Here is a 21,961-nt window from a genome sequence, read left to right on the forward strand (position 1 = left end):
CGACGGATCCACCTGGTCGCCACCTCAGACAGTTAACCCCGTGAGATCTCCGAAGGGGGAGGTCGGATCGTGACGACCACCAGCTCCAAGGTTGCCATCAAGCCGCTCGAGGACCGCATCGTGGTCCAGCCGCTCGACGCGGAGCAGACCACCGCCTCTGGCCTGGTCATCCCGGACACCGCGAAGGAGAAGCCCCAGGAGGGCGCCGTCCTCGCCGTGGGCCCGGGCCGCTTCGAGAACGGCGAGCGCCTTCCGCTCGACGTGAAGGTCGGCGACGTCGTGCTGTACAGCAAGTACGGCGGCACCGAGGTGAAGTACAACGGCGACGAGTACCTCGTCCTCTCGGCTCGCGACGTGCTCGCGATCATCGAGAAGTAAGTCACCCCAAGGCACCTGCAGAGATGCTTTGAACTGCGCCCCTGACCCCCTGGCTTCTCCGCGGGCGTCCAGGGGCGCAGTCTTTTTCAACGATTTCCGAGAGGGCTGAATCGCTCCCATGGCGAAGATCCTGAAGTTCGACGAGGACGCCCGTCGCGCCCTTGAGCGCGGCGTCAACAAGCTGGCCGACACGGTGAAGGTGACGATCGGCCCCAAGGGCCGCAACGTCGTCATCGACAAGAAGTTCGGCGCCCCCACCATCACCAACGACGGTGTCACGATCGCCCGCGAGGTCGAGATCGAGGACCCGTACGAGAACCTCGGCGCCCAGCTCGTGAAGGAGGTGGCGACCAAGACCAACGACATCGCGGGTGACGGCACCACCACCGCCACCGTGCTCGCCCAGGCCCTGGTCCGCGAGGGTCTGCGCAACGTCGCCGCCGGTGCCTCCCCGGCCGCCCTGAAGAAGGGCATCGACGCCGCCGTGAAGGCCGTCTCGGACGAGCTGCTCGCCACCGCGCGCCCGATCGACGACAAGTCCGACATCGCCGCCGTCGCCGCGCTCTCCGCGCAGGACCAGCAGGTCGGCGAGCTCATCGCCGAGGCGATGGACAAGGTCGGCAAGGACGGTGTCATCACCGTCGAGGAGTCCAACACCTTCGGCCTGGAGCTCGACTTCACCGAGGGCATGGCCTTCGACAAGGGCTACCTCTCCCCGTACATGGTGACCGACCAGGAGCGTATGGAGGCCGTCCTCGACGACCCGTACATCCTGATCAACCAGGGCAAGATCTCCTCCATCCAGGACCTCCTGCCGCTGCTCGAGAAGGTCATCCAGGCCGGCTCCTCCAAGCCGCTGCTGATCATCGCCGAGGACGTCGAGGGCGAGGCCCTCTCCACCCTCGTCGTCAACAAGATCCGCGGCACCTTCAACGCCGTCGCCGTCAAGGCGCCCGGCTTCGGTGACCGCCGCAAGGCGATGCTCCAGGACATGGCCACCCTCACCGGTGCCACCGTCATCTCCGAGGAGGTCGGCCTCAAGCTCGACCAGGCCGGTCTGGACGTGCTGGGCAGCGCCCGCCGCGTGACCGTCACCAAGGACGACACCACGATCGTGGACGGCGCCGGCTCCTCCGAGGACGTCCTCGGCCGCGTCAACCAGATCAAGGCCGAGATCGAGGCCACGGACTCCGACTGGGACCGCGAGAAGCTCCAGGAGCGCCTCGCGAAGCTGGCCGGCGGCGTGTGCGTGATCAAGGTCGGCGCCGCCACCGAGGTGGAGCTGAAGGAGAAGAAGCACCGCCTGGAGGACGCCATCTCCGCGACCCGCGCCGCGGTCGAGGAGGGCATCGTCTCCGGTGGTGGCTCCGCGCTGGTCCACGCCGTCAAGGTCCTCGAGGGCAACCTCGACAAGACCGGCGACGAGGCCACCGGTGTCGCGGTCGTCCGCCGCGCCGCCGTCGAGCCGCTGCGCTGGATCGCCGAGAACGCCGGCCTCGAGGGCTACGTCATCACCGCGAAGGTGGCGGAGCTCGACAAGGGCCAGGGCTTCAACGCCGCCACCGGCGAGTACGGCGACCTGGTCAAGGCCGGCGTCATCGACCCGGTGAAGGTGACGCGCTCCGCCCTGGAGAACGCCGCCTCGATCGCCTCCCTGCTCCTCACCACCGAGACCCTCGTGGTGGAGAAGAAGGAGGAGGAGCCGGCGGACCACGGCCACGGCCACGGTCACGGCCACTCCCACTGACGCACGAACGCGGTCACTGACGCACGAACGCGGTGCGTGAGGCCCGGTGCTCCCGCCAGGGAGCACCGGGCCTCGGCCTTTCCCGGAGGACTACGCCTCGACCGCGCCGAGCTGCCCCATCAGCCCCAGCAGGTCGTACTGCCACCAGCCCTCGGCGATCTTGCCGTCGTCGCGGAAGCGGTGGATGACCGTGCCGGTCATCTCGACCTCCATGCCGGTGGGCTGGAGCCCCATGAAGTCACCGCTGTGGGTGCCCCGCCAGGTCCAGCGGGTGCACACCCGGTCGCCCTCGGCGATCTGGTCGTCGACGGTGAAGGAGAAGTCGAAGCCGCCGCGCCACATCTCCACCTCGCGCCGGACCGCGTCCATGCCGATGACGTCCTGCTCGTTGGTGGGATCGTGGTCGTGGTACCCCTCGGCGATCACCTCGTCGAGCAGCGCCAGCTCCGGCTCGCCCGCGATCATCTCCAGGAGCCGCCGGGCGTTCGCCTTGTACAGCGCCTCGTCCCGGACGACGTCCAGGTCGGTGAAGGTCGGCATCTCGTCGCAGAGCGCGACCATCTCCCGGAAGATCCGGTCGGTCTCGGGGAGCTGCGAGTTGCGCATGGCGACGTCGTAAGAGGGGAATTCGACGATCTCCACGACATGGGAGGCGTCGGAGCGGTCCTTGCCGACGATGCTGTGGGTGGCGGTGCGCTTGCCCCGGGTCTGCTCGACCCAGCGGTCCATCAGCGCGTTCAGGTCGTCGACCCGGCTGGTCTTGCAATCAATGATCTGTACGAAGCTCATGACGCCTCCCGGACCCGGTAGGACCCTTCCAGTCTAGGCGCGCCGCCCTCAGGGGGAGCGGTCACGCCGAGCGGCCCAGGTCTGCGGCCCTGACCTCCTCCGCGAACGGCTCCCCGCGCCCGTAACGCGCCACCTCCTCCAGGGCCCGGTCGGCCATCCGGTGCAGCTCGTTGCCGAGCGAACCGGCCACGTGCGGGGTGAGCAGGACGTTCGGGAGCGTGTAGAGGGGGGAGTCGGGCGGCGGGAGCTCCGGGTCGGTCACGTCCAGGACGGCGTGCAGGCGGCCGGCCACGAGGTGGGGGAGGAGGGCCTCCTCGTCCACGAGGGAACCGCGGGCGGTGTTGATCAGGGTCGCCCCGTCCGGCATCGAGGCGATCCGGGCCGCGCTGATCATGCGGTACGTGGCGGGGAGCTGGGGCGCGTGGACGGAGACGACGGTGCTGCGGGCGCAGAGCTCGTCGAGGCCGACGCCCTCGGCGCCGAGCGCGCGGGCCTCGGCCGGCGTCACGTACGGGTCGTGGAGCAGGACGTCGAGGTCGAAGGGGCGGAGCAGTTCGAGGACGCGGCGGCCGATCCGGGAGGCGCCGACGATGCCGATGGTCCTGCGGTAGTTGCCCGAGTCCGCGGAGTCGGTGAGCCAGTCGTGGCCGGTGCGCAGCTCGGCGTACCGCTGGGCGGAGCGGAGGACCCGCTTCCCGGCGAAGAGGATCGCGGCGAGGGTGTATTCGGCGACGGGCAGGGCGTTGGCGGCGGCGGCCGAGGTGACGGCGATGCCGCGCTCCCAGCAGGCGTCGGTGATGTGGTGCTTGACCGAACCGGCGGCGTGGACGACGGCCTCGAGGCGCGGGGCGCGCTCCAGCACCTCGGCGGTGAGCGGGGTGGCGCCCCAGCAGGTGAGGAGGAGTTCGGCCTCGGCGAGCGCGGCGGCGACCTCGGGCGTGGGCGTGGCGAGGTCGTGGGCGACCAGGTGCGGGTCGGTGCGGGTCAGCGCGGCGAGGCGGGCGCGGTGGGTGTCGGTGAGGAGGCGTTCGGCGACGCCGGGGCCCATCGCGAGCAGGAGCCGCGGGCGGGGGCCGGGGGCGTTGTCGGTGGTCGAGTGCATCCTGGGATCCGTGTTCCTCACTTGACGCTGCCGGCGGTCAGACCGGCCTTCCAGTGGCGCTGGAGGGAGACGAAGGCGACGACGAGGGGGACGACCGCGAGCAGGGAGCCGGTGACGACGAGGGGGTAGTAGTCGGGTTCGGCGTGGGCGTTGCTGTTCCACGCGTAGAGGCCGAGGCTCAGCGGGAAGAGCTTCTGGTCCGAGAGCATCACCAGGGGGAGGAAGAAATTGTTCCAGATGGCGGTGAACTGGAAGAGGAAGACGGTCACGAAGCCGGGCATGACCATGCGCAGGCCGATGGACCAGAAGGTGCGCAGTTCGCCGGCCCCGTCGATACGGGCGGCCTCCAGGGCCTCGTCGGGGATGTAGCCGGCGCTGAAGACCCGGGCGAGGTAGACCCCGAAGGGATTGACGAGGACGGGGACGAGCACGGCCCAGTAGGTGTTGACGATGCCGACCTCGCTGGCGAGGAGGTACATCGGCAGGGCGAGCGCGGTGGTGGGGACGAGCACGCCGAGCAGGACGACGCCGAACAGCTTCTCCTTGCCGCGGAAGTCGTATTTGTCGAAGGCGTAGCCGGCGGCGACGCTGATCAGCGAGCAGGCGAGGGCGCCGAGGCCCGCGTAGAGCAGGCTGTTGAGGTACCAGTGGAAGTAGATGCCGTCGTTGTAGTCGGCGAGGCGGCGGAGGTTGCCGCCGAGGTCGAAGCCCTCGAAGGAGAAGGCGTTTCCGGCGAGGAGTCCGCCGGCGTCCTTGGTGGCGGCGGTGAGCAGCCACACGAGGGGGAAGAGCATGTAGACGACGGCGAGGACGAGGGCGCCGTTGACGGCGGTCTTCGACAGCCAGACGTTCGTGGGGCGTCGGGTGCTCATGCGCGCTTCCCCTTCCGGCCGGTGAGACGGGTGACGGCGAAGGACAGCAGCGCGGCCGTGAGGGCGAGCAGGACGGACGCGGCCGCGGCCAGTCCGTAGTCGTTGCGGTCGAACGCGGCGGTGTACGCGTACATGTTGGGCGTCCAGGTCGAGGTGACGGCGGATCCGGTGCCCTTGTTGAGGATGAGCGGCTCGGTGAAGAGCTGGAGCGAGCCGATGACGGTGAAGAGGGCGACCATCGCGAGCGAGGCCCTGATCAGCGGGATCTTGATGCTGAAGGCGATCCGCCAGGAGCCGGCGCCGTCGACGGTGGCGGCTTCGAGCACGGAGCGGTCGATGGCCTGGAGGGCCGCGTAGAAGATCACCATGTTGTAGCCGAGCCACTCCCACAGCGCGATGTTGACGACGGAGGGGAGGGCGCCCTCGGGGGAGAAGAAGTCGAAGCCGACGCCGCCGGCCTCCATGGCCTGGACGACCGGGCTGAGCTGGGGGGTGTAGAGGTAGACCCAGATCAGCGCGGCGATGATGCCGGGGACGGCGTGCGGCAGGAAGAGCGCGAGCTGGAAGAAGCGGCGGGCGCGGGCGAGGGCCGAGTCGAGCAGCAGGGCGAGGCCGAGGGCCCCGGCGAGCAGCAGCGGAATGTAGAGCAGGCAGTATCCGAGCAGCACGCCGAAGCCCTCGAGGAAGGCCGGGTCACCCAGCGCCGCGGTGTAGTTGTCGAGTCCGCTGAAGACGGTCTCGGCGCCGCCGAAGCCGAGTCCCGACTGCTTCTCGGTGAAGAGGCTGAGCCAGACCGCGTAGCCGATCGGCACCACCATCACCGCGGTGAACAGCAGGAAGAACGGGGTCAGCAGGGTCGCCGCCGCGCGGGTGCGGGCCTTCATCGCTGTCAGCCCTCGACCTTCAGACCGCGCTTGGTCAGCTCGGCGACGGTCGCCCTGTGGCCGGCCTCGACGGCGTCGGCGATGCCGGGGCCACCCTTGGTGATCTTGCCGAAGTGGTCCTTGATGGTGGTGTTGGTGGTGCCGGTGGTCGGCCCCCAGGCCCAGTTCGGGTCGATGGAGGCGCCGGCCTGCTCGAACAGGGCGTAGATGTCCTGGCCGCCGTAGTAGCTCGCGTCGAAGACCTGCTTGGCGACCGGGCGCAGGGCGGTGGCGGCGGGGAAGGCGCTGGAGGTGCCGGAGGCGATACGGGCCTTCACACCGGCCTCGGTGGTGGACATCCACTCGGCGAACTCGACCGCGGCGGCCTTCTTGTCGCTGTCCTTGGTGACGGCGAAAGAGGTGCCGCCGAGCATGCCGCTGGCGGGGGTGCCCCAGTGCGGCATGGGGGCGATGGCCCACTTGCCGCTCTGCTCGGGCAGGGTGCCCTTGAGGACGCCGGCGCCCCAGGAGGCGCCGAGGTAGCCGATGGTGGTGCCGTTCTTGAGGGAGCCGGTCCACTCGGGGCTGAAGGAGGCGTTCTTGTGGACGAGGTCGGCGTCGAGGAGGCCCTGCCAGTAGCCGGTGACCTTGGTGGTGGCCGGGTCCGTGGTGTCGATCTTCCACGTGTCGTTCTCGGCCTTGAACCACTGGGCGCCGGCCTGCCAGGCCACGGCCTCGAAGGTGGTCGGGTCGTCGGGGAAGAAGGTGGCGATGCGCGTCCTGGGATCGGCCTTCTTCACCTTCTCGGCGGCCGACTTGAACTCGTCCCAGGTCGTGGGGACGGCGATCCCGTACTTCGCGAAGAGGTCCTTGCGGTAGTAGAAAGCCTGCGGGGCGGCGTCGAAGGGCACCGCCCAGTTCTTGCCGCCGAGCGTGGTGAGCTCCACCGCCTGCGGCAGCAGCTTGGCGCGGTCCTGCTCGGTGAACTCGGCCCCGATGTCCTGGAGGGCGCCGGAGGCGACGAACTCGGGGAGCGAGGCGTATTCGATGGACACGAGGTCGGGGGCGTTGCCGGCCTTCACGGCGTTGGAGATCTTGGCGTAGCCGCCGGCGGTGCCGGAGGGGATCTCCTCGAAGGTCACCCGGATGTTCTCGTGGGAGGCGTTGAAGGCGTCGACGACGTCCTTGGAGCCCTTGGCCCAGCCCCAGAAGGTGAGGGTCACGGGCCGGTCGGCGGTGCCCTTGCCGGCGGTGTCGTCACCACCGCCGCAGGCCGTGAGGACGGCCAGGGCGGAGGCGGTGACGGCTATGACGCGGGTGGTTCTGCTCCTGCTGCTCCAACTACGGCTCACGGCACGGCTCCTGTACGGCGGCGTGGACGGGGTTGGCCGTGATCCTGAGCCGCTTCATGAGCGAAGTCAAGAGCGAAAGATTGATTGAGCGAAAAAAGATCAGGCAGGGCTAGCGCTTCCGCGCCCCGCAGGAGTCCCGCACGCGCAGCCGCGGCAGCAGGCTCAGATGGCGCCGCGCCGGCTCGTCCTCACCGGCCCCGGCCGCCGTCGCGCCCTGCTCCACCAGCCGCTCCACCAGCAGTTCCGTGGCGTGCCGGCCCACCTGGCGCTTCGGCGGGGCGACCGCCGTGAGCGGGATGTCGGCGAGCGCGGCGACCTCGTCGTCGTACGCGATCAGGGCCAGGTCCTCCGGCACCCGCACCCCGAGCTCGGCGAGCCGCTGCACGATCTGGATCGCGTCCACGTCGTTGTGGACCAGGGCCGCGCTCGCACGCCCCGACGCCACCGCCTCGTGCAGGGCCCGCACCGCCCGCTCGAAGCCCTCCGGATCGCTCTCCGCCGGTACGGAGTCGATGACCGCCCGCGGCTCCTCCAGGCCCAGCGCGGCCAGCGCCTCGGCGTACCCGGCGCGCACCGCGAGCGCCGTCGGGCTGTCCCCGCGCGCCACGAGGAGCGGGGTGGTGCGGCCGAGCCCGAGCAGGTGGCGCAGGGCGAGCAGCACGCCGTGCGCGTGGTCCGACGACACCCGGTCGAGGCCGTCCAGCCGGGTGCCCGGGTCGGCCCTGCGCTCCAGGAGCACGGCCGGCACCGGCAGTTCGGCCAGCCAGTCGCCGTAGCCGAGCCGGTCCTCGGGGCCCCGCCAGCCGGGCGCGACGAGCACGCCCTCGGCGCCCGCCGCGATCAGGCCCTCGGTGCGGGCCCGGTCCTCCTCGGGCCGGTAGTCGGAGATCCGCAGGACGAGCCGGGCGCCCGCCCGGGCCGCGGCCTCGTGCGCACCCCGGATGACCTCGGCGAAGTAGTACGTGGCGGAGGGCGCGAGCAGTCCCAGCACCAGGCCGCCGGCCCCGCCCCGGGCGCCTGGCGCGCCCTGGCCGCGGGGCCAGGAGACCTGGCCGTGCACCCGGTCGAGCCGGCCCTGGGCGGCCAGCGCCTCGACGTCCCGGCGGGCGGTGACGGGGGAGACCCCGAGCAGGCCGGCCAGGTCGGAGACGCGGGCCGTGCCGCGCTCGCGCACCAGGGCCAGCAGTCGGTCGTGTCGTTCGGCAGCACTCTCGCGCACGGCGCAGTTCCCCCTCGCGGTGGTGGTGGTCTCCCGACCTTAGACCAGGCCGGGCGTCGAAATGATCGAACGGAAGAAGTTTCGATCATTCGGTCCGTTCCCTCTTGACGTTCGATCGAAGCGTCTTCAGGATTCCGGGCGACGCCGACGTCGCCCAGCGAGTTCCAGGGAGCATCATGCCCACGCCGCCCGAGGACCGTGAGCTCAGCCCATACACGGGATGGACCCGGACCCACTGGGAGCGCACGGCCGACGACCTGCTGCTCGCCGTCCGCCCCTACGCCTCACCCCGTAAGGGGCTGATCGACCTTCCCGGCCCCCGCCCCAGTCGGTCCGGCGTCCGCTCCGACGGCCTGGAGGGCTACGCCCGGACCTTCCTGCTCGCCGCCCTGCGCGCCGCCCACGGCGACGATCCGCACGGCCACCTCGACCGCTACGCCGAGGGGCTCGCCGCGGGCACGGAGCGCCCCGGCGGCACGGGCCCCGAGGACTGGCCCCGCATGGCCGACACCCGCCAGGCCGTCGTCGAGTCCGCCTCCGTCGCCCTCGCCCTGCGCCTGACCCGCACCCGCCTCTGGGACCGGCTCGACGACCGCGTACGGCAGCGGGCCGTCGACTGGCTGCTCCCCGCCCTCGCGCCGTCCCCCGTCGACAACAACTGGTGGCTCTTCGGCCTCACCGTCGCCGGCTTCCTCCAGGACGCCGGCATCGAGACCGACCGCGCCGCCGCCACCGTCGAGCGCTCCCTCGACCGCGTCGAGAGCTGGTACCTCGGCGACGGCTGGTACAGCGACGGCGACAACCGCGCCTTCGACCACTACAACCCCTGGGCGCTCCACTTCTACCCGGTCCTGCACGCCCACCTCGCCGGCGACCGGAACCTCCTCGACCGGTACGGGCCCCGCCTGCGCGCCCAACTCGACGACCACGTCCACCTCTTCGACGGCAACGGCGCCCCCGTCCCGTACGGGCGGTCCCTGACCTACCGCTTCGCCGCCGCGGCGGCCCCCTGGCTCGGCGCCCTCACCGGGCACACCCCGCTCAGCCCCGGCGCCACCCGCCGGCTGGCCTCCGGCACCCTGCGGTACTTCCTCGACCGCGGCGCCACCGACGCGACCGGGCTGCTCACCCTCGGCTGGCACGGCCCCTACGAGCCGGTGCTGCAGAGCTATTCGGGGCCCGGCTCCCCCTACTGGGCGTCCAAGGGTTTCCTCGGCCTGCTGCTCCCCGCCGGCCACCCCGCCTGGACCGCCCCCGAGGAGCCCCTGCCCGCCGAACGCGCCGACACCGTACGGCCCCTCGGCCCCACCGGGCTGCTCGTCCAGACCACCGCCGCCGACGGACTCGTCCGCCTCCACAACCACGGCAGCAACCACGTCGGCAGCGGCGCCGCGCAGGACGGGAACGGCGAGGACGACCCCGGCTACGCCCGGTACGCCTACTCCACCCGTACGGGACCCACCACCGCCCCCGACCCGGCCGACAACCACTTCGCGCTGCTCCGGCCCGACGGCACCCCCACCACCCGGGGCCCCGCGATCCCGCTCGGCACCGGCCCGGACCGGGCCGTCTCCGCCCACCGCCCGCTGCCCGGCGTCCGCGTCCTGTCCGCCACCCTCGCCCACGGCCGCGCCGAGGTCCGGGCCCATCTCGTCCTCGGCGCCCCGGAAGGGACCCCCGTACGGCAGACCGGCTGGGCCACGCACACCGACGGCCCGGTCTCCCAGCTCCACCCGGTCCACGGCTACCGGCCCGGCACCGCCGAACTGCCCACCGGCGCCACCCTCCAGGGCCCCGGCCCCACTCGTACGCCCGCCCTGCACGGCACCACGAGCGGACCCGAGGCCCTCTTCGTGGCCCTCGCCTCGATCACCGCCGAACACGATCCGGCCCCCGTCGCCGACCTGGCCCGCGTCCGGATCACCGGCACCCGCACCCTCACCGTGACCTGGCGGGACGGCACCGCCGCCGAGCTCGCCCTCTGCGCGGACCCCGGCGTGGACCGGCCGCCGGGCTGACCGCCGCGCCGGGTCAGGGCCGCGACCGACACGGGAGCCGTCACCCACCCGCGCGCCCGAACGCCGTGCGGGCGCGGCTACTTGGGCCCGTACTTGCGGCCCGCCCGGGAGGAGACCCCGCCCAGCAGACCGCGCGGCGCCAGCTTCACCACACCCATCAGCGCCTTGTAACGGGGATCGGGGATGGACAGCGTCCGTCCCCGGGACAGATCGGCGAGCGCCGCCGCCACCAGCTTGTCCGCGTCCAGCCACATCCAGCCCGGGATGTTGTCCGTCCCCATCCCGGCCCGCTGGTGGAACTCCGTCCGCACGAAGCCGGGGCACAGCGCCATCAGCCGCACCCCGCTCCCCGCGAGGTCCCGCGCCGCACCCTGGGTGAACTGCACCACCCACGCCTTCGACGCCCCGTAGGTGCCGCGCGGCACGAACGCGGCCACCGAGGCGACGTTCACCACCCCGCCCCGGCCCCGCTTCCGCATCGACTCCGCCGCCGCCGACGTCAGCCGCAGCACCGCCTCGCAGTGCACCTTCAGCATCGTCAGCTCGTCGGCCATGGACACTTCCAGGAACCGGCCCTTGTTGCCGAACCCGGCGTTGTTCACCAGGAGATCGACCGGCCGCCGGGGGTCGGAGAGCCGCGCCTCCACGGCCGCGATCCCCGCCTCCTCCGACAGGTCGGCGGCGAGCACCTCCGCCTCGATCCCGTGCCGGTCGTGCAGTTCGGTCGCCTGCTCCCGCAGCCGCTTCACGTCGCGTGCCACCAGCACGACGTCGTGTCCGTCCGCGGCGAGCCGCCGTGCGAAGGCGGCGCCGATGCCCGCGGTCGCGCCCGTAATCAGTGCAGTCGTCATGGGCGCACGTTAACCCGCCGTGTGTGAACGCCGTGTGTGGGGAAACCGGCCGCCCGGCCCTCCCCGCGCCCGGCCCCCTCGCCGGGCTACTCCCCGTACTTCTCCGTGTACGTGCGCGCGAGGTCGAGCAGCCCGGACTCCATCCACTCCGCCGCCACCAGCGTCTCCGGCAGCAGCGTCCGGTCGGCGGTCGCCGCGTGGTGCAGGCGGGCGACCGTGATGCCGTGCGACGGGCGGTGGACGACCTCGACGGGGTCGCCGGCCCGGATCTCGCCGGGGGTGATCACACGGAGCAGCGCGCCGGGCCCGGCCGCGGACTCGTTGAAGCGGCGGACCCAGCCCTTCTCCTCGAGGAAGCCGGCGAAGGTGCGGCAGGGGATGCGGCCGCCGGTCACCTCCAGGACGACCTCGTCGCCGATCCGCCAGCGCTCGCCGATGAGGGCGCCGTTGACGTCCAGACCAAGGGTGGTGAGGTTCTCGCCGAAGGAACCGGCGGCGAGGGGGCGGCCGAGCTCGCGCTCCCACCGGTCGAGGTCCTCGCGGGCGAAGGCGTACACCGCCCGGTCCGCGCCGCCGTGGAAGCGGAGGTCGCAGACGGCGTCACCGGCGACGCCGCTCGCCCCCTCGGGGCCCGGGGCCGCGATCCGCACCGGACCCTCCACCGGGCGCTTGTCGATGCCCGTCCTGCCCGAGGGCGCGTTGGTGTACTCCACGGCCTTGGCCCGGCCCGCGTTCACGCTCAGCAATTCCATGGGGGCACCCTAACCAGGGCTTTCTCCGGAGTCCTCAAAGTTGTTCGACGGAATTCGCCTCGGGATCCAAGATGCGCTTATGCTCGAAGAATGATCGAGGCCCGCCACCTCCGCGTCCTGCGCGCCGTCGCCGCCACCGGCTCCTTCTCCGCCGCCGCGCGCGAACTCGGCTGCACCCAGCCCGCGGTGAGCCAGCAGATGAAGGCACTCGAATCCTCCGCCGGCACCCCGCTGCTCGTGCGCACCGGCCGCGAGATGCGGCTCACCCAGGCGGGCGAGGCCCTGGTCCGGCACGCCGCCGGCATCCTCGCCGGGCTCACCGCGGCCGAGGAGGAGGTCGCCGCCATCGCGGGCCTGCGGGCCGGCCGGGTCCGGCTCGTCTCGTTCCCCAGCGGCAGCTCCACCCTCGTCCCCACCGCCCTGGCCGCCCTGCGCGCCGCCCACCCCGGCACCCGGGTCTCCCTGGTGGAGGCCGAGCCGCCGCGCTCGGTGGAGATGCTCCGCGAGGGCGACTGCGACGTGGCCCTCGCCTTCCGCTACGGGGCGGGGCCCGACACCTGGGACGACCTGGTGGTCCGCCCGCTGCTCGCCGACCGGCTCGTGGGGCTGGTCCCGGAGGGGCACCGGCTCGCCGGCGCCGGATCGGTCACGATCGGCGAACTGGCCGAGGACCCCTGGATCGCGGGCTGCCCGCGCTGCCGCCGTCAGCTCGTGGACGTCTGCGAGCGGGCGGGCTTCACCCCCAGGATCGACTTCGCCACCGACGACTACCCGGCCGTCGTGGGCCTGGTGGGCGCGGGTCTGGGCGTCGCCGTCCTGCCGCAACTGGCCCTGGAGTCCGTACGGCCCAAGGGAGCCGTCACCGTGACGGTGGAACCCGCGGTGGAGCGGGAGATCGTGGCGCTGACCCTTCCGGACCTGGCCCAGGTCCCGGCCGTCGCGGCCACCCTGGACGAGCTCGGCCGCGCCGCGGGCCGTGCGGGGACGCCGGCGCCCGCCTGAGCGAAAAGGACACGCTCCGGCGCCGTTCGGGTGATGCCGGGGTGCCGCCGTACGAGTGGACCGTCCACCGGCCGTTCGGGTGGACTCGCGTTCCCGTACGGCCCAGCGGGCTGCGCCGTGCGGGTGAACGAGGGTGGGCCGTTGGCGTGAGGGCGTGCGGGCCGTCGGAGTGAGCGGCTCGCGTCCGCGCGGGTGACGGCCCCGCCGCCGTACGGGCGACGGGTGCGCGGCCGGGCCGGGCCGTGCGGGTGAACCGGGGTCGGGCCGTCCGGGTGAGGGGCGTACGCCGGCCATGTCACCGGGCCGGGTGGGCGTCGGTCCGGTGTGTCACCCCGTCAGGTGCCGCGCGGCTCCGCCGAATCAGAGCGCAGAAACGTTCCTTCACGCATGGGCCACCCCGGCCGAACTCGCGGCCGAGGCCCGCGTCGCGGTCCCCGGCGCGGCCGTGGTGGCGGCCGTCGCCGTCGTGGTGACCAGGCGGTTGCGCGCCCGGCCCATGAGCTCCTCGCGTTCGTCCTCGGTGAGGCCGCCCCAGACGCCGTAGGGCTCCCGTACGGCGAGCGCGTGCGCCGCGCACTCCGCGCGCACCGGGCACCGCATGCAGACCTCTTTAGCCGAGTTCTCGCGCGCACTCCGTGCCGCGCCGCGCTCTCCCTCCGGGTGGAAGAACAGGGAGCTGTCGACCCCTCGGCAGGCGGCCAGGAGCTGCCAGTCCCACAGATCGGCGTTGGGTCCGGGAAGGCGGGAGAAATCTGCCATTGCGCTTGTCCCCTTGAAACCGTGTCGAACGGATAGGTGGGCGGGTGGATGGCTGCGGGTGGATGACGGTGGGACGGGGCCTTCCGGCCCCTCCATGGGTCTCGCGTACCCGCTCCCGCGGGTTCGATCCGACCGTACAACTACTGACTGAGTAGATGTAAATATGACTCATTGCGAATCTAGCCACAGACACCGCGAAAAGGGAAGAAAACCCGCTAAATGGGGCATAGCTTCAAGGCGAAGGACGGATGACCTGCGACGCTCTCCTCCGCGTACGGTCCCTTACGTAGAGTGCCGAAGGCGGCCGTCCGACCCGTAACTCTTTCGAGTGACCATCGTTGAGAGTGCGGAGGCGGTTGAAGGAACAAGCGCTCGGGCAGGTGTCCGAGGGCTCGACCGCACAGGTGACGATTCGTACCAGCCCTGGAGGCTCAAGGTGACGCGCATCAGCTGCGAGGGCCGCGGAGGTCAGGCATGACATCCGTGCTCGTCTGCGACGACTCCCCGCTTGCCCGAGAGGCGCTCCGCCGCGCGGTCGCGACCGTGCCCGGCGTCGAGCGCGTGACCACCGCGGCCAACGGCGAGGAAGTCCTCCGCCGCTGGGGCGCCGACCGCTCGGACCTCATCCTGATGGACGTGCGCATGCCCGGCCTGGGCGGCGTGGAGACCGTCCGCCGGCTGCTCTCGGCCGATCCGGGCGCCCGCATCATCATGCTCACCGTCGCCGAGGACCTGGACGGCGTCGCCCTCGCGGTCGCCGCCGGTGCCCGCGGCTATCTGCACAAGGACGCCTCGCGCGCCGAGCTGCGGGCCACGGTCACCCAGGCGCTCGCCGACCCGACCTGGCGGCTCGCCCCCCGCCGGCTGCGCTCCGCCGAGATGGGCGCGGCGCCCACCCTCACCGCCCGGGAGATCCAGGTCCTCGAGGGCATGAGCCACGGCCGGTCCAACGCGGAGATCGGGCGCGAGCTCTTCCTCTCCGAGGACACGGTCAAGACCCACGCCCGCCGTCTCTTCAAGAAGCTGGGTGCCTCCGACCGGGCGCACGCGGTCGCCCTCGGATTCCGCTGGGGCCTGGTCCGCTGACCTGCGGCCGGCGGCCGCATCCCCGTCCGCCACGGGGCGGACGGGGTGGGCTTGTGTCACTTCCCCGCGGAATGCCGCATCCTTGAAGGCGTGGAGTTCCTCGGGGACGAGACGAACGAGCGAGCCGGAATCGAGCGGAAGGGGAGGGCGCAGGAGATGAGTCCCGGCGCACCTGCTCATAACGCTTCGGTGCACAACTACGGACGCGGTGCCGCGGACGAGCGGGCGTCGGGGCACCATGGAGCGATGCGCGACGACGAGACCGTGGGGTCACCCGTGCCCGCCGGGCCGGGGGAGATCGGTGCGCTCGTTCACCGTGCCGTCGAGGGGGACGCGCAGGCCACGCACGATCTCCTCGCGCGCGTGCACCCGCTCGCCCTGCGCTATTGCCGTACGCGACTGAACCGGCTGCCCGGGGACGCCCGCCACTTCGTGGAGGACCTCGCCCAGGAGGTCTGCGTCGCCGTCCTCATGGCGCTGCCGCGCTACCGGGACACCGGCAGGCCCTTCGAGGCGTTCGTCTTCGCCATCGCCGGCCACAAGGTGGCCGACCTCCAGCGGGCCGCCATGCGGCACCCCGGATCGACGGCGGTGCCCTCCGACGAGATGCCCGAGCGTCCCGACGACTCCCTCGGCCCCGAGGAGCGCGCGCTGCTCAGCGACGACGCCGAATGGGCCAAGAAGCTGCTCGCCAACCTCCCCGAGAACCAGCGCGAGCTCCTCGTGCTGCGGGTGGCCGTCGGGCTGACCGCCGAGGAGACCGGCCAGATGCTCGGCATGTCCCCGGGCGCCGTGCGGGTGGCGCAGCACCGCGCCCTGAGCCGGCTGCGGGCCCTGGCCGAGCAGTAGCCCCGGCCGGGCGGCGGGCCCCGGCCGGTCAGTAAGGGTGGTGCGGGGCGCCTGTCCCTCACGTACACGTACGAAAGTCCAAAGCTTCTCCGCGATCTTGCTCGTGGAATGAGACACCCTCGCGGCCCGTTAGCATGGACATCCGCACCGATCAAGGCCATTGGGGAAGGTGTCATGACCAACGTCGACGGAGTGCCCGAGAAATTCGCGACACTCGGGCTGACCTACGACGATGTGCTGCTGCTGCCGGGTGCCTCCGAGGTGCTCCCCAACGCGGTCGACACCTCGTCCCGCATCTCCCGCAACGTACGGGTCAACATCCCGCTGCTGTCCGCGGCGATGGACAAGGTGACCGAATCCCGTATGGCGATCGCGATGGCCCGTCTCGGCGGCGTCGGCGTGCTGCACCGCAACCTCTCCATCGAGGACCAGGTCAACCAGGTCGACCTGGTCAAGCGCTCCGAGTCCGGCATGGTCACGGACCCGATCACGGTGCACCCGGAGGCGACCCTCGCCGAGGCGGACGCCCTGTGCGCCAAGTTCCGCATCAGCGGCGTCCCCGTCACCAACCCGGCCGGCAAGCTGCTCGGCATCGTGACCAACCGCGACATGGCCTTCGAGACCGACCGCAGCCGTCAGGTCCGCGAGGTCATGACGCCGATGCCGCTGGTCACCGGCAAGGTCGGCATCTCCGGCGTGGACGCCATGGAGCTGCTGCGCCGCCACAAGATCGAGAAGCTGCCGCTGGTCGACGACGAGGGCGTCCTCAAGGGCCTCATCACCGTCAAGGACTTCGTCAAGGCGGAGAAGTACCCGAACGCCGCCAAGGACGCCGAGGGCCGGCTGCTCGTCGGCGCCGCCGTCGGCGCCAGCCCGGAGGCCCTGGAGCGGGCCCAGGCGCTCGCCGCGGTCGGTGTGGACTTCCTGATCGTCGACACCTCGCACGGCCACAACAGCAACGCCCTGAGCTGGATGGCGAAGATCAAGTCGAGCGTGAACGTCGACGTGATCGGCGGCAACGTCGCCACTCGCGACGGCGCGCAGGCGATGATCGACGCCGGTGTCGACGGCATCAAGGTCGGCGTCGGCCCCGGCTCCATCTGCACCACCCGCGTGGTCGCCGGCATCGGCGTCCCGCAGGTCACCGCGATCTACGAGGCGTCCCTCGCGGCCCGCGCCGCCGGCGTCCCGCTGATCGGCGACGGCGGCCTGCAGTACTCCGGCGACATCGGCAAGGCGCTCGCCGCCGGCGCCGACACCGTGATGCTCGGCAGCCTCCTCGCGGGCTGCGAGGAGTCGCCCGGCGAGCTGATGTTCATCAACGGCAAGCAGTTCAAGTCGTACCGCGGCATGGGTTCGCTCGGCGCCATGCAGTCCCGCGGCCAGGGCCGGTCCTACTCGAAGGACCGCTACTTCCAGGCCGACGTCACCTCCGACGACAAGCTCGTGCCCGAGGGCATCGAGGGCCAGGTGCCCTACCGCGGCCCGCTCTCCTCCGTGGTGCACCAGCTCGTCGGCGGTCTGCGCCAGACCATGGGCTACGTGGGCGCGGCCACCATCGAGGAGATGGAGTCGAAGGGCCGCTTCGTCCGGATCACCTCGGCGGGTCTCAAGGAGAGCCACCCGCACGACATCCAGATGACGGTCGAGGCGCCGAACTACAGCCGGAAGTAGCGTCCGGTCACGCAGCGCGACCCGTGGGGGCGGTTCCGGCATGTGGCCGGAGCCGCCCCTTCGGCGTGGGTCGGGGATACTGGTAGGCGCAGACACAGAGGGAAAGGCCACACAACGTGACTGAGATCGAGATCGGGCGCGGCAAGCGCGGCCGCAGGGCGTACGCGTTCGACGACATCGCCGTCGTACCGAGCCGGCGCACCCGGGACCCGAAGGAGGTCTCGATCGCCTGGCAGATCGACGCCTACCGCTTCGAGCTGCCCTTCCTGGCCGCCCCCATGGACTCCGTCGTCTCGCCGCAGACCGCCATCCGCATCGGCGAGCTGGGCGGCCTGGGCGTGCTGAACCTCGAGGGTCTGTGGACCCGCCACGAGGACCCGCAGCCGCTGCTCGACGAGATCGCCGAGCTCGACGAGGCCACCGCGACCCGCCGTCTGCAGGAGATCTACGCCGCTCCCATCAAGGAGGAGCTGATCGGGCAGCGCCTCAAGGAGGTGCGCGACTCGGGTGTGGTCACCGCCGCCGCGCTCTCCCCGCAGCGCACCGCGCAGTTCTCCAAGGCCGTGGTCGACGCGGGCGTGGACATCTTCGTCATCCGCGGCACGACCGTCTCCGCCGAGCACGTCTCCGGCGCGGCCGAGCCGCTGAACCTCAAGCAGTTCATCTACGAGCTCGACGTGCCGGTCATCGTCGGCGGCTGCGCCACCTACACGGCGGCCCTGCACCTGATGCGCACCGGCGCCGCGGGCGTCCTGGTCGGCTTCGGCGGCGGCGCGGCGCACACCACGCGCAACGTGCTCGGCATCCAGGTCCCGATGGCCACCGCCGTCGCCGACGTGGCCGCCGCCCGCCGTGACTACATGGACGAGTCCGGCGGCCGCTACGTGCACGTGATCGCGGACGGCGGCGTCGGCTGGTCCGGCGACCTGCCGAAGGCGATCGCCTGCGGCGCCGACGCGGTCATGATGGGCTCCCCGCTCGCCCGCGCCACGGACGCCCCCGGCAAGGGCCACCACTGGGGCATGGAGGCCGTCCACGAGGACGTGCCGCGCGGCAAGCTGGTCGACCTGGGCATCGTCGGGACCACCGAGGAGATCCTCACCGGCCCGTCGCACACCCCCGACGGCTCCATGAACTTCTTCGGCGCCCTGCGCCGCGCCATGGCCACCACGGGCTACAGCGAGCTCAAGGAGTTCCAGCGGGTCGAGGTCACTGTCGCCGACGCCCAGCACAAGCGCTGACCGCTGACCGTCCGCGTGTGACGGAGGACCCCGCACCGGGTGGTGCGGGGCCCTTCGCCGTCGGTCCCGGTCACAGCCGGTGGGCCGCTCCGGCCGGGGTGGCGCCCCGGGTGTCGAGGAGGAGCTGGGCCTTCACCGAGAGGCCCTGGAGGTCGTAGGTGCGGTGGTGCTGGAGCAGGATCGTCAGGTCCGCCTGCGCGGCGGCCTCGTAGAGGGAGTCGGCGCGGGGGACGGGCAGGTCGCGGACCCGCCAGTCGGGGACGTACGGGTCGTGGTAGCTGACCTGGGCGCCGAGGTCCATCAGCCGGCGGGCGATCTCGTCGGCGGGTGAGCCCTGCCGGTCGGCGAGATCGGGTTTGTACGTGATCCCGAGCAGAAGGACCCGGGCGCCGCGGGCGGACTTGCCGTGCTCGTTGAGGAGCGTGGCGCTGCGCTGGACGACGTACTGCGGCATCCGTTCGTTGACCTGGCCGGCGAGTTCGACCAGCCGCAGCGGGCGGTGGCCGTCGAGGCGGTCGACGGGGACGCCGTGGCCGCCGACGCCGGGTCCCGGGCGGAAGGCGTGGAAGCCGAAGGGCTTGGTCTCGGCGCAGCGGATGACGTCCCAGAGGTCGACGCCGATCTCGTGGCAGAGCACCGCCATCTCGTTGACCAGGGCGATGTTGACGTGCCGGAAGTTGGTCTCCAGGAGCTTGACCGTCTCCGCCTCGCGGGGGCCGCGCGCGCGGACCACCTTGTCGGTGAGGCGGCCGTAGAAGGCGGCGGCGGACTCGGTGCAGGCGGAGGTCAGTCCGCCGATCACCTTGGGCGTGCCGGCGAGGGCGTGGGCGCCGCGGACGGTGCCCTGCGCGGGGCGGCCGGGGTCGAGGCGGCCGGGGGAGTAGGCGAGGTGGAAGTCGCGTCCGGCGCGCAGTCCCGAGCCCTTCTCGAGGAGGTCGCGCAGCGGGCCCTCGGTGGTGCCGGGCGGCACCGGGGACTCCAGGAGGACGGTGGTGTGCGGGCGCAGCCGTGCGGCGAGGGCGCGGGCGGCGTCGGACACGGCGGTGAGGTCGAGGGCGCCGTCCGGTCCCGGCGGGGTGGGGGCGCAGATGACGGCCGTGCGGACGCGCCCGAGCTCGGCGGGGTCGGCGGCGGGCCGGAAGCCGGCGGAGAGCATCCGGCGGATCTCGGCGGCGGTGAGGGAGCCGTCGACAGGGGGGCGTCCGGCGGCGAGCTCGGCGGCGGGGCGGGGATCGGTGTCGTAGCCGACGGTGGCGATGCCGGCGGCGGTGGCTGCCTGGGCGAGGGGGAGTCCGTGGTGGCCGAGGCCGATGACGGCGAGATCAGCGGGCATGGAGGTGGGCCGTCCTTCCCAGTAGCCGGAGGGGACGCGGTGCGCAAGCCCTGTGGACCGAAGGAGCCTTACGCAATGTCAGACTAAGCGTAAATATGACCGATATGCGGCATTGTCGGGCCGAAGGTCGCCGAGTGTTATCCACAGGTCGGGGTCGGGGCGGTGGCTGAAGTCGGAGGGCCGGGACAGAATCAGGACTGTGAGCCGGACCACACGCGTCGGGCGGCCGGTGATCGAGGCCGTGTACGGGGACGGGTGCGGCCGGCCGTGCCGACACACGGGGGACGACGGGAGGCAGCAGCCGTGAGGACAGCGACACTGGGACCCGCCGAGCGCGCCGAGGCGCTGGCGGCGATGGCCGAGCGTGAACTGGACGTACTGGTCGTCGGCGCCGGGGTCGTCGGCGCCGGCATCGCCCTCGACTCCGTCACCAGAGGGCTCGCGACCGGCCTCGTCGAGGCCCGCGACTGGGCGTCCGGCACCTCCAGCCGGTCGAGCAAGCTCATCCACGGCGGCCTGCGCTATCTGGAGATGCTCGACTTCGCGCTCGTCCGCGAGGCCCTCAAGGAGCGCGGCCTGCTCCTCGAACGGCTCGCACCCCACCTCGTCAGGCCCGTCCCCTTCCTCTACCCCCTCCAGCACAAGGGCTGGGAGCGGCTGTACGCGGGCTCCGGCGTCGCCCTGTACGACGCGATGTCGGTCTCCTCGGGCCACGGCCGCGGCCTGCCGGTGCACCGCCACCTCAGCCGCCGCCGCGCCCTGCGCGTCGCCCCCTGCCTCCGCAAGGACGCCCTCGTCGGCGCCCTGCAGTACTACGACGCCCAGATGGACGACGCCCGCTTCGTCACCACCCTCGTCCGCACCGCCGCGAGCTACGGGGCGCGGGTCGCCAGCCGGGCCCGCGTCGTCGGCTTCCTGCGCGAGGGCGAGCGGGTGGTCGGCGCCCGCGTCCAGGACGTCGAGACCGGCGGGGAGTACGAGATCAGGGCCCGTCAGATCGTCAACGCCACCGGCGTGTGGACCGACGACACCCAGGCACTCATCGGCGAGCGCGGCCAGTTCCACGTCCGCGCCTCCAAGGGCATCCACCTGGTCGTGCCCAAGGACCGCATCCACTCCACCACCGGACTCATCCTGCGCACCGAGAAGTCCGTCCTCTTCGTCATCCCCTGGGGCCGCCACTGGATCATCGGCACCACCGACACCGACTGGGACCTCGACAAGGCCCACCCGGCCGCCTCCAGCGCCGACATCGACTACCTCTTGGAGCACGTGAACGGCGTGCTCGCGACCCCGCTCACCCGCGACGACGTCCAGGGCGTCTACGCGGGCCTGCGCCCGCTCCTCGCCGGCGAGTCGGACGCCACCAGCAAGCTCTCCCGCGAGCACACCGTCGCCCACCCCGTGCCCGGTCTCGTCGTCGTCGCCGGCGGGAAGTACACGACCTACCGGGTCATGGCGAAGGACGCCGTCGACGAGGCCGTCCACGGACTCGACAAGCGGGTCGCCGCCTGCGTCACCGAGGACACCCCGCTCCTCGGCGCCGAGGGCTACAAGGCCCTGTGGAACGCCCGCGCCGGAATCGCCGCCCGCACCGGCCTCCACGTCGCCCGGGTCGAGCATCTGCTCAACCGCTACGGCTCCCTGACGGAGGAGCTCCTCGACCTCGTCGCCGCCGACCCGTCCCTCGGCGCGCCCCTGCCGGCCGCCGAGGACTATCTGAAGGCCGAGATCGTCTACGCCGCCTCCCACGAGGGCGCGCGCCACCTGGACGACGTCCTCACCCGCCGCACCCGCATCTCCATCGAGACCTTCGACCGGGGCACGCGCAGTGCCCGCGAATGCGCCGAACTCATGGCCCCGGTCCTCGGCTGGGACGCCGCCCAGATCGACAAGGAGGTCGAGCACTACGAGAAGCGCGTCGAGGCGGAGCGCGAGTCCCAGCGCCAGCCCGACGACCTGACGGCCGACGCGGCACGGCTCGGGGCGCCGGACATCGTGCCGATCTGACAGGGTGGGGGCACCCTTCACGGGTGGGAAAGGTGCTCGGAGTGCGGACCCGGGGGAGGCAGCG

The 21,961-nt window shown here is 72.1% G+C and carries 19 protein-coding genes; 9 read left to right on the plus strand and 10 right to left on the minus strand.

What is annotated here, in order from left to right; translation table 11 throughout:
- Positions 1 to 69 precede the first annotated feature (69 nt).
- Both groES and groL read left to right on the plus strand, forming a co-directional pair.
- Positions 70 to 378, plus strand: coding sequence for a co-chaperone GroES (gene groES, locus ABZ135_RS02590; RefSeq protein WP_066995800.1), 309 nt, complete (start codon positions 70 to 72; stop codon positions 376 to 378).
- Positions 379 to 496: 118 nt separating this feature from the next.
- Positions 497 to 2,125 carry a chaperonin GroEL gene (gene groL / locus ABZ135_RS02595; RefSeq protein WP_356690988.1) on the plus strand — a complete coding sequence of 543 codons (1,629 nt, stop codon included), beginning with the start codon at positions 497 to 499 and terminating at the stop codon, positions 2,123 to 2,125.
- A 90-nt stretch (positions 2,126 to 2,215) separates the two neighbouring features.
- On the opposite strand, the gene ABZ135_RS02600 is transcribed toward groL, so the two are convergent.
- From ABZ135_RS02600 to ABZ135_RS02625, 6 genes are all read right to left on the minus strand, one after another.
- A complete protein-coding gene (locus tag ABZ135_RS02600; protein WP_356690990.1) occupies positions 2,216 to 2,914 on the minus strand; it encodes an ester cyclase in 699 nt (232 codons plus the stop codon).
- Between the two features lie 61 nt (positions 2,915 to 2,975).
- Positions 2,976 to 4,016, minus strand: coding sequence for a hydroxyacid dehydrogenase (locus ABZ135_RS02605; protein ID WP_356690992.1), 1,041 nt, complete (start codon positions 4,014 to 4,016; stop codon positions 2,976 to 2,978).
- A gap of 17 nt (positions 4,017 to 4,033) precedes the next feature.
- A complete protein-coding gene (locus ABZ135_RS02610) occupies positions 4,034 to 4,888 on the minus strand; it encodes a carbohydrate ABC transporter permease (RefSeq protein WP_356690994.1) in 855 nt (284 codons plus the stop codon).
- Positions 4,885 to 5,772, minus strand: a complete 888-nt coding sequence (locus tag ABZ135_RS02615) for a sugar ABC transporter permease (protein ID WP_356690996.1) — start codon at positions 5,770 to 5,772, stop codon at positions 4,885 to 4,887. Before ABZ135_RS02615 ends, ABZ135_RS02610 begins: the two co-directional genes overlap by 4 nt.
- Before the next feature lie 5 nt (positions 5,773 to 5,777).
- The gene (locus tag ABZ135_RS02620; protein WP_356690998.1) at positions 5,778 to 7,103 is read right to left on the minus strand and encodes a sugar ABC transporter substrate-binding protein; all 1,326 of its coding nucleotides are present in this window, start codon (positions 7,101 to 7,103) and stop codon (positions 5,778 to 5,780) included.
- A 109-nt stretch (positions 7,104 to 7,212) separates the two neighbouring features.
- The gene (locus ABZ135_RS02625) at positions 7,213 to 8,322 is read right to left on the minus strand and encodes a substrate-binding domain-containing protein (protein WP_356691000.1); all 1,110 of its coding nucleotides are present in this window, start codon (positions 8,320 to 8,322) and stop codon (positions 7,213 to 7,215) included.
- 176 nt (positions 8,323 to 8,498) lie between these two features.
- On the opposite strand from ABZ135_RS02625, the gene ABZ135_RS02630 reads away from it, so the two are divergent.
- The gene (locus tag ABZ135_RS02630; RefSeq protein WP_356691002.1) at positions 8,499 to 10,340 is read left to right on the plus strand and encodes a DUF2264 domain-containing protein; all 1,842 of its coding nucleotides are present in this window, start codon (positions 8,499 to 8,501) and stop codon (positions 10,338 to 10,340) included.
- A gap of 77 nt (positions 10,341 to 10,417) precedes the next feature.
- Here the strand turns inward: ABZ135_RS02630 and ABZ135_RS02635 are convergent, their stop codons facing one another.
- Both ABZ135_RS02635 and ABZ135_RS02640 read right to left on the minus strand, forming a co-directional pair.
- Positions 10,418 to 11,191, minus strand: a complete 774-nt coding sequence (locus tag ABZ135_RS02635; protein WP_356691004.1) for an SDR family oxidoreductase — start codon at positions 11,189 to 11,191, stop codon at positions 10,418 to 10,420.
- An 86-nt stretch (positions 11,192 to 11,277) separates the two neighbouring features.
- The gene (locus ABZ135_RS02640; protein WP_356691006.1) at positions 11,278 to 11,943 is read right to left on the minus strand and encodes an MOSC domain-containing protein; all 666 of its coding nucleotides are present in this window, start codon (positions 11,941 to 11,943) and stop codon (positions 11,278 to 11,280) included.
- A 90-nt stretch (positions 11,944 to 12,033) separates the two neighbouring features.
- Between ABZ135_RS02640 and ABZ135_RS02645 the strand changes: the two genes are divergently transcribed.
- Positions 12,034 to 12,945, plus strand: coding sequence for a LysR family transcriptional regulator (locus ABZ135_RS02645; protein WP_356691008.1), 912 nt, complete (start codon positions 12,034 to 12,036; stop codon positions 12,943 to 12,945).
- 381 nt (positions 12,946 to 13,326) lie between these two features.
- Here the strand turns inward: ABZ135_RS02645 and ABZ135_RS02650 are convergent, their stop codons facing one another.
- Positions 13,327 to 13,704: a WhiB family transcriptional regulator gene (locus ABZ135_RS02650; protein WP_356691010.1), complete on the minus strand. Its 378-nt coding sequence runs from the start codon at positions 13,702 to 13,704 to the stop codon at positions 13,327 to 13,329.
- Between the two features lie 474 nt (positions 13,705 to 14,178).
- On the opposite strand from ABZ135_RS02650, the gene ABZ135_RS02655 reads away from it, so the two are divergent.
- The 4 genes from ABZ135_RS02655 (at position 14,179) to ABZ135_RS02670 (ending at position 18,554) form a co-directional block, all read left to right on the plus strand.
- On the plus strand, positions 14,179 to 14,790 hold the full coding sequence (locus ABZ135_RS02655) for a response regulator transcription factor (protein WP_003948568.1): 612 nt from the start codon (positions 14,179 to 14,181) through the stop codon (positions 14,788 to 14,790).
- Positions 14,791 to 15,036: 246 nt separating this feature from the next.
- Positions 15,037 to 15,639: a sigma-70 family RNA polymerase sigma factor gene (locus ABZ135_RS02660; RefSeq protein ID WP_356691012.1), complete on the plus strand. Its 603-nt coding sequence runs from the start codon at positions 15,037 to 15,039 to the stop codon at positions 15,637 to 15,639.
- Positions 15,640 to 15,813: 174 nt separating this feature from the next.
- The gene (guaB, locus tag ABZ135_RS02665; RefSeq protein WP_356691014.1) at positions 15,814 to 17,313 is read left to right on the plus strand and encodes an IMP dehydrogenase; all 1,500 of its coding nucleotides are present in this window, start codon (positions 15,814 to 15,816) and stop codon (positions 17,311 to 17,313) included.
- Between the two features lie 116 nt (positions 17,314 to 17,429).
- Positions 17,430 to 18,554 (plus strand): GuaB3 family IMP dehydrogenase-related protein, encoded by a 1,125-nt coding sequence (locus ABZ135_RS02670; protein ID WP_356691016.1) that lies wholly within the window; start codon positions 17,430 to 17,432, stop codon positions 18,552 to 18,554.
- Between the two features lie 70 nt (positions 18,555 to 18,624).
- On the opposite strand, the gene ABZ135_RS02675 is transcribed toward ABZ135_RS02670, so the two are convergent.
- The gene (locus ABZ135_RS02675) at positions 18,625 to 19,887 is read right to left on the minus strand and encodes a nucleotide sugar dehydrogenase (protein WP_356691018.1); all 1,263 of its coding nucleotides are present in this window, start codon (positions 19,885 to 19,887) and stop codon (positions 18,625 to 18,627) included.
- Positions 19,888 to 20,190: 303 nt separating this feature from the next.
- Between ABZ135_RS02675 and ABZ135_RS02680 the strand changes: the two genes are divergently transcribed.
- Positions 20,191 to 21,897 carry a glycerol-3-phosphate dehydrogenase/oxidase gene (locus tag ABZ135_RS02680; RefSeq protein WP_356691020.1) on the plus strand — a complete coding sequence of 569 codons (1,707 nt, stop codon included), beginning with the start codon at positions 20,191 to 20,193 and terminating at the stop codon, positions 21,895 to 21,897.
- Positions 21,898 to 21,961: the final 64 nt, after the last annotated feature.

It is taken from the genome of Streptomyces sp. NPDC006339 (genome assembly GCF_040612775.1).
Taxonomy (GTDB): domain Bacteria; phylum Actinomycetota; class Actinomycetes; order Streptomycetales; family Streptomycetaceae; genus Streptomyces.

Bases quoted from the DNA above. Each gene is read 5' to 3' on its own strand.
- groL (WP_356690988.1), top strand. From the start codon at position 497: ATGGCGAAGATCCTGAAGTTCGACGAGGACGCCCGTCGCGCCCTTGAG.
- ABZ135_RS02600 (WP_356690990.1), bottom strand. From the start codon at position 2,914: ATGAGCTTCGTACAGATCATTGATTGCAAGACCAGCCGGGTCGACGAC.
- ABZ135_RS02605 (WP_356690992.1), bottom strand. From the start codon at position 4,016: ATGCACTCGACCACCGACAACGCCCCCGGCCCCCGCCCGCGGCTCCTG.
- ABZ135_RS02610 (WP_356690994.1), bottom strand. From the start codon at position 4,888: ATGAGCACCCGACGCCCCACGAACGTCTGGCTGTCGAAGACCGCCGTC.
- ABZ135_RS02615 (WP_356690996.1), bottom strand. From the start codon at position 5,772: ATGAAGGCCCGCACCCGCGCGGCGGCGACCCTGCTGACCCCGTTCTTC.
- ABZ135_RS02630 (WP_356691002.1), top strand. From the start codon at position 8,499: ATGCCCACGCCGCCCGAGGACCGTGAGCTCAGCCCATACACGGGATGG.
- ABZ135_RS02635 (WP_356691004.1), bottom strand. From the start codon at position 11,191: ATGACGACTGCACTGATTACGGGCGCGACCGCGGGCATCGGCGCCGCC.
- ABZ135_RS02640 (WP_356691006.1), bottom strand. From the start codon at position 11,943: ATGGAATTGCTGAGCGTGAACGCGGGCCGGGCCAAGGCCGTGGAGTAC.
- ABZ135_RS02645 (WP_356691008.1), top strand. From the start codon at position 12,034: ATGATCGAGGCCCGCCACCTCCGCGTCCTGCGCGCCGTCGCCGCCACC.
- ABZ135_RS02650 (WP_356691010.1), bottom strand. From the start codon at position 13,704: ATGGCAGATTTCTCCCGCCTTCCCGGACCCAACGCCGATCTGTGGGAC.
- ABZ135_RS02655 (WP_003948568.1), top strand. From the start codon at position 14,179: ATGACATCCGTGCTCGTCTGCGACGACTCCCCGCTTGCCCGAGAGGCG.
- ABZ135_RS02660 (WP_356691012.1), top strand. From the start codon at position 15,037: ATGCGCGACGACGAGACCGTGGGGTCACCCGTGCCCGCCGGGCCGGGG.
- guaB (WP_356691014.1), top strand. From the start codon at position 15,814: ATGACCAACGTCGACGGAGTGCCCGAGAAATTCGCGACACTCGGGCTG.
- ABZ135_RS02675 (WP_356691018.1), bottom strand. From the start codon at position 19,887: ATGCCCGCTGATCTCGCCGTCATCGGCCTCGGCCACCACGGACTCCCC.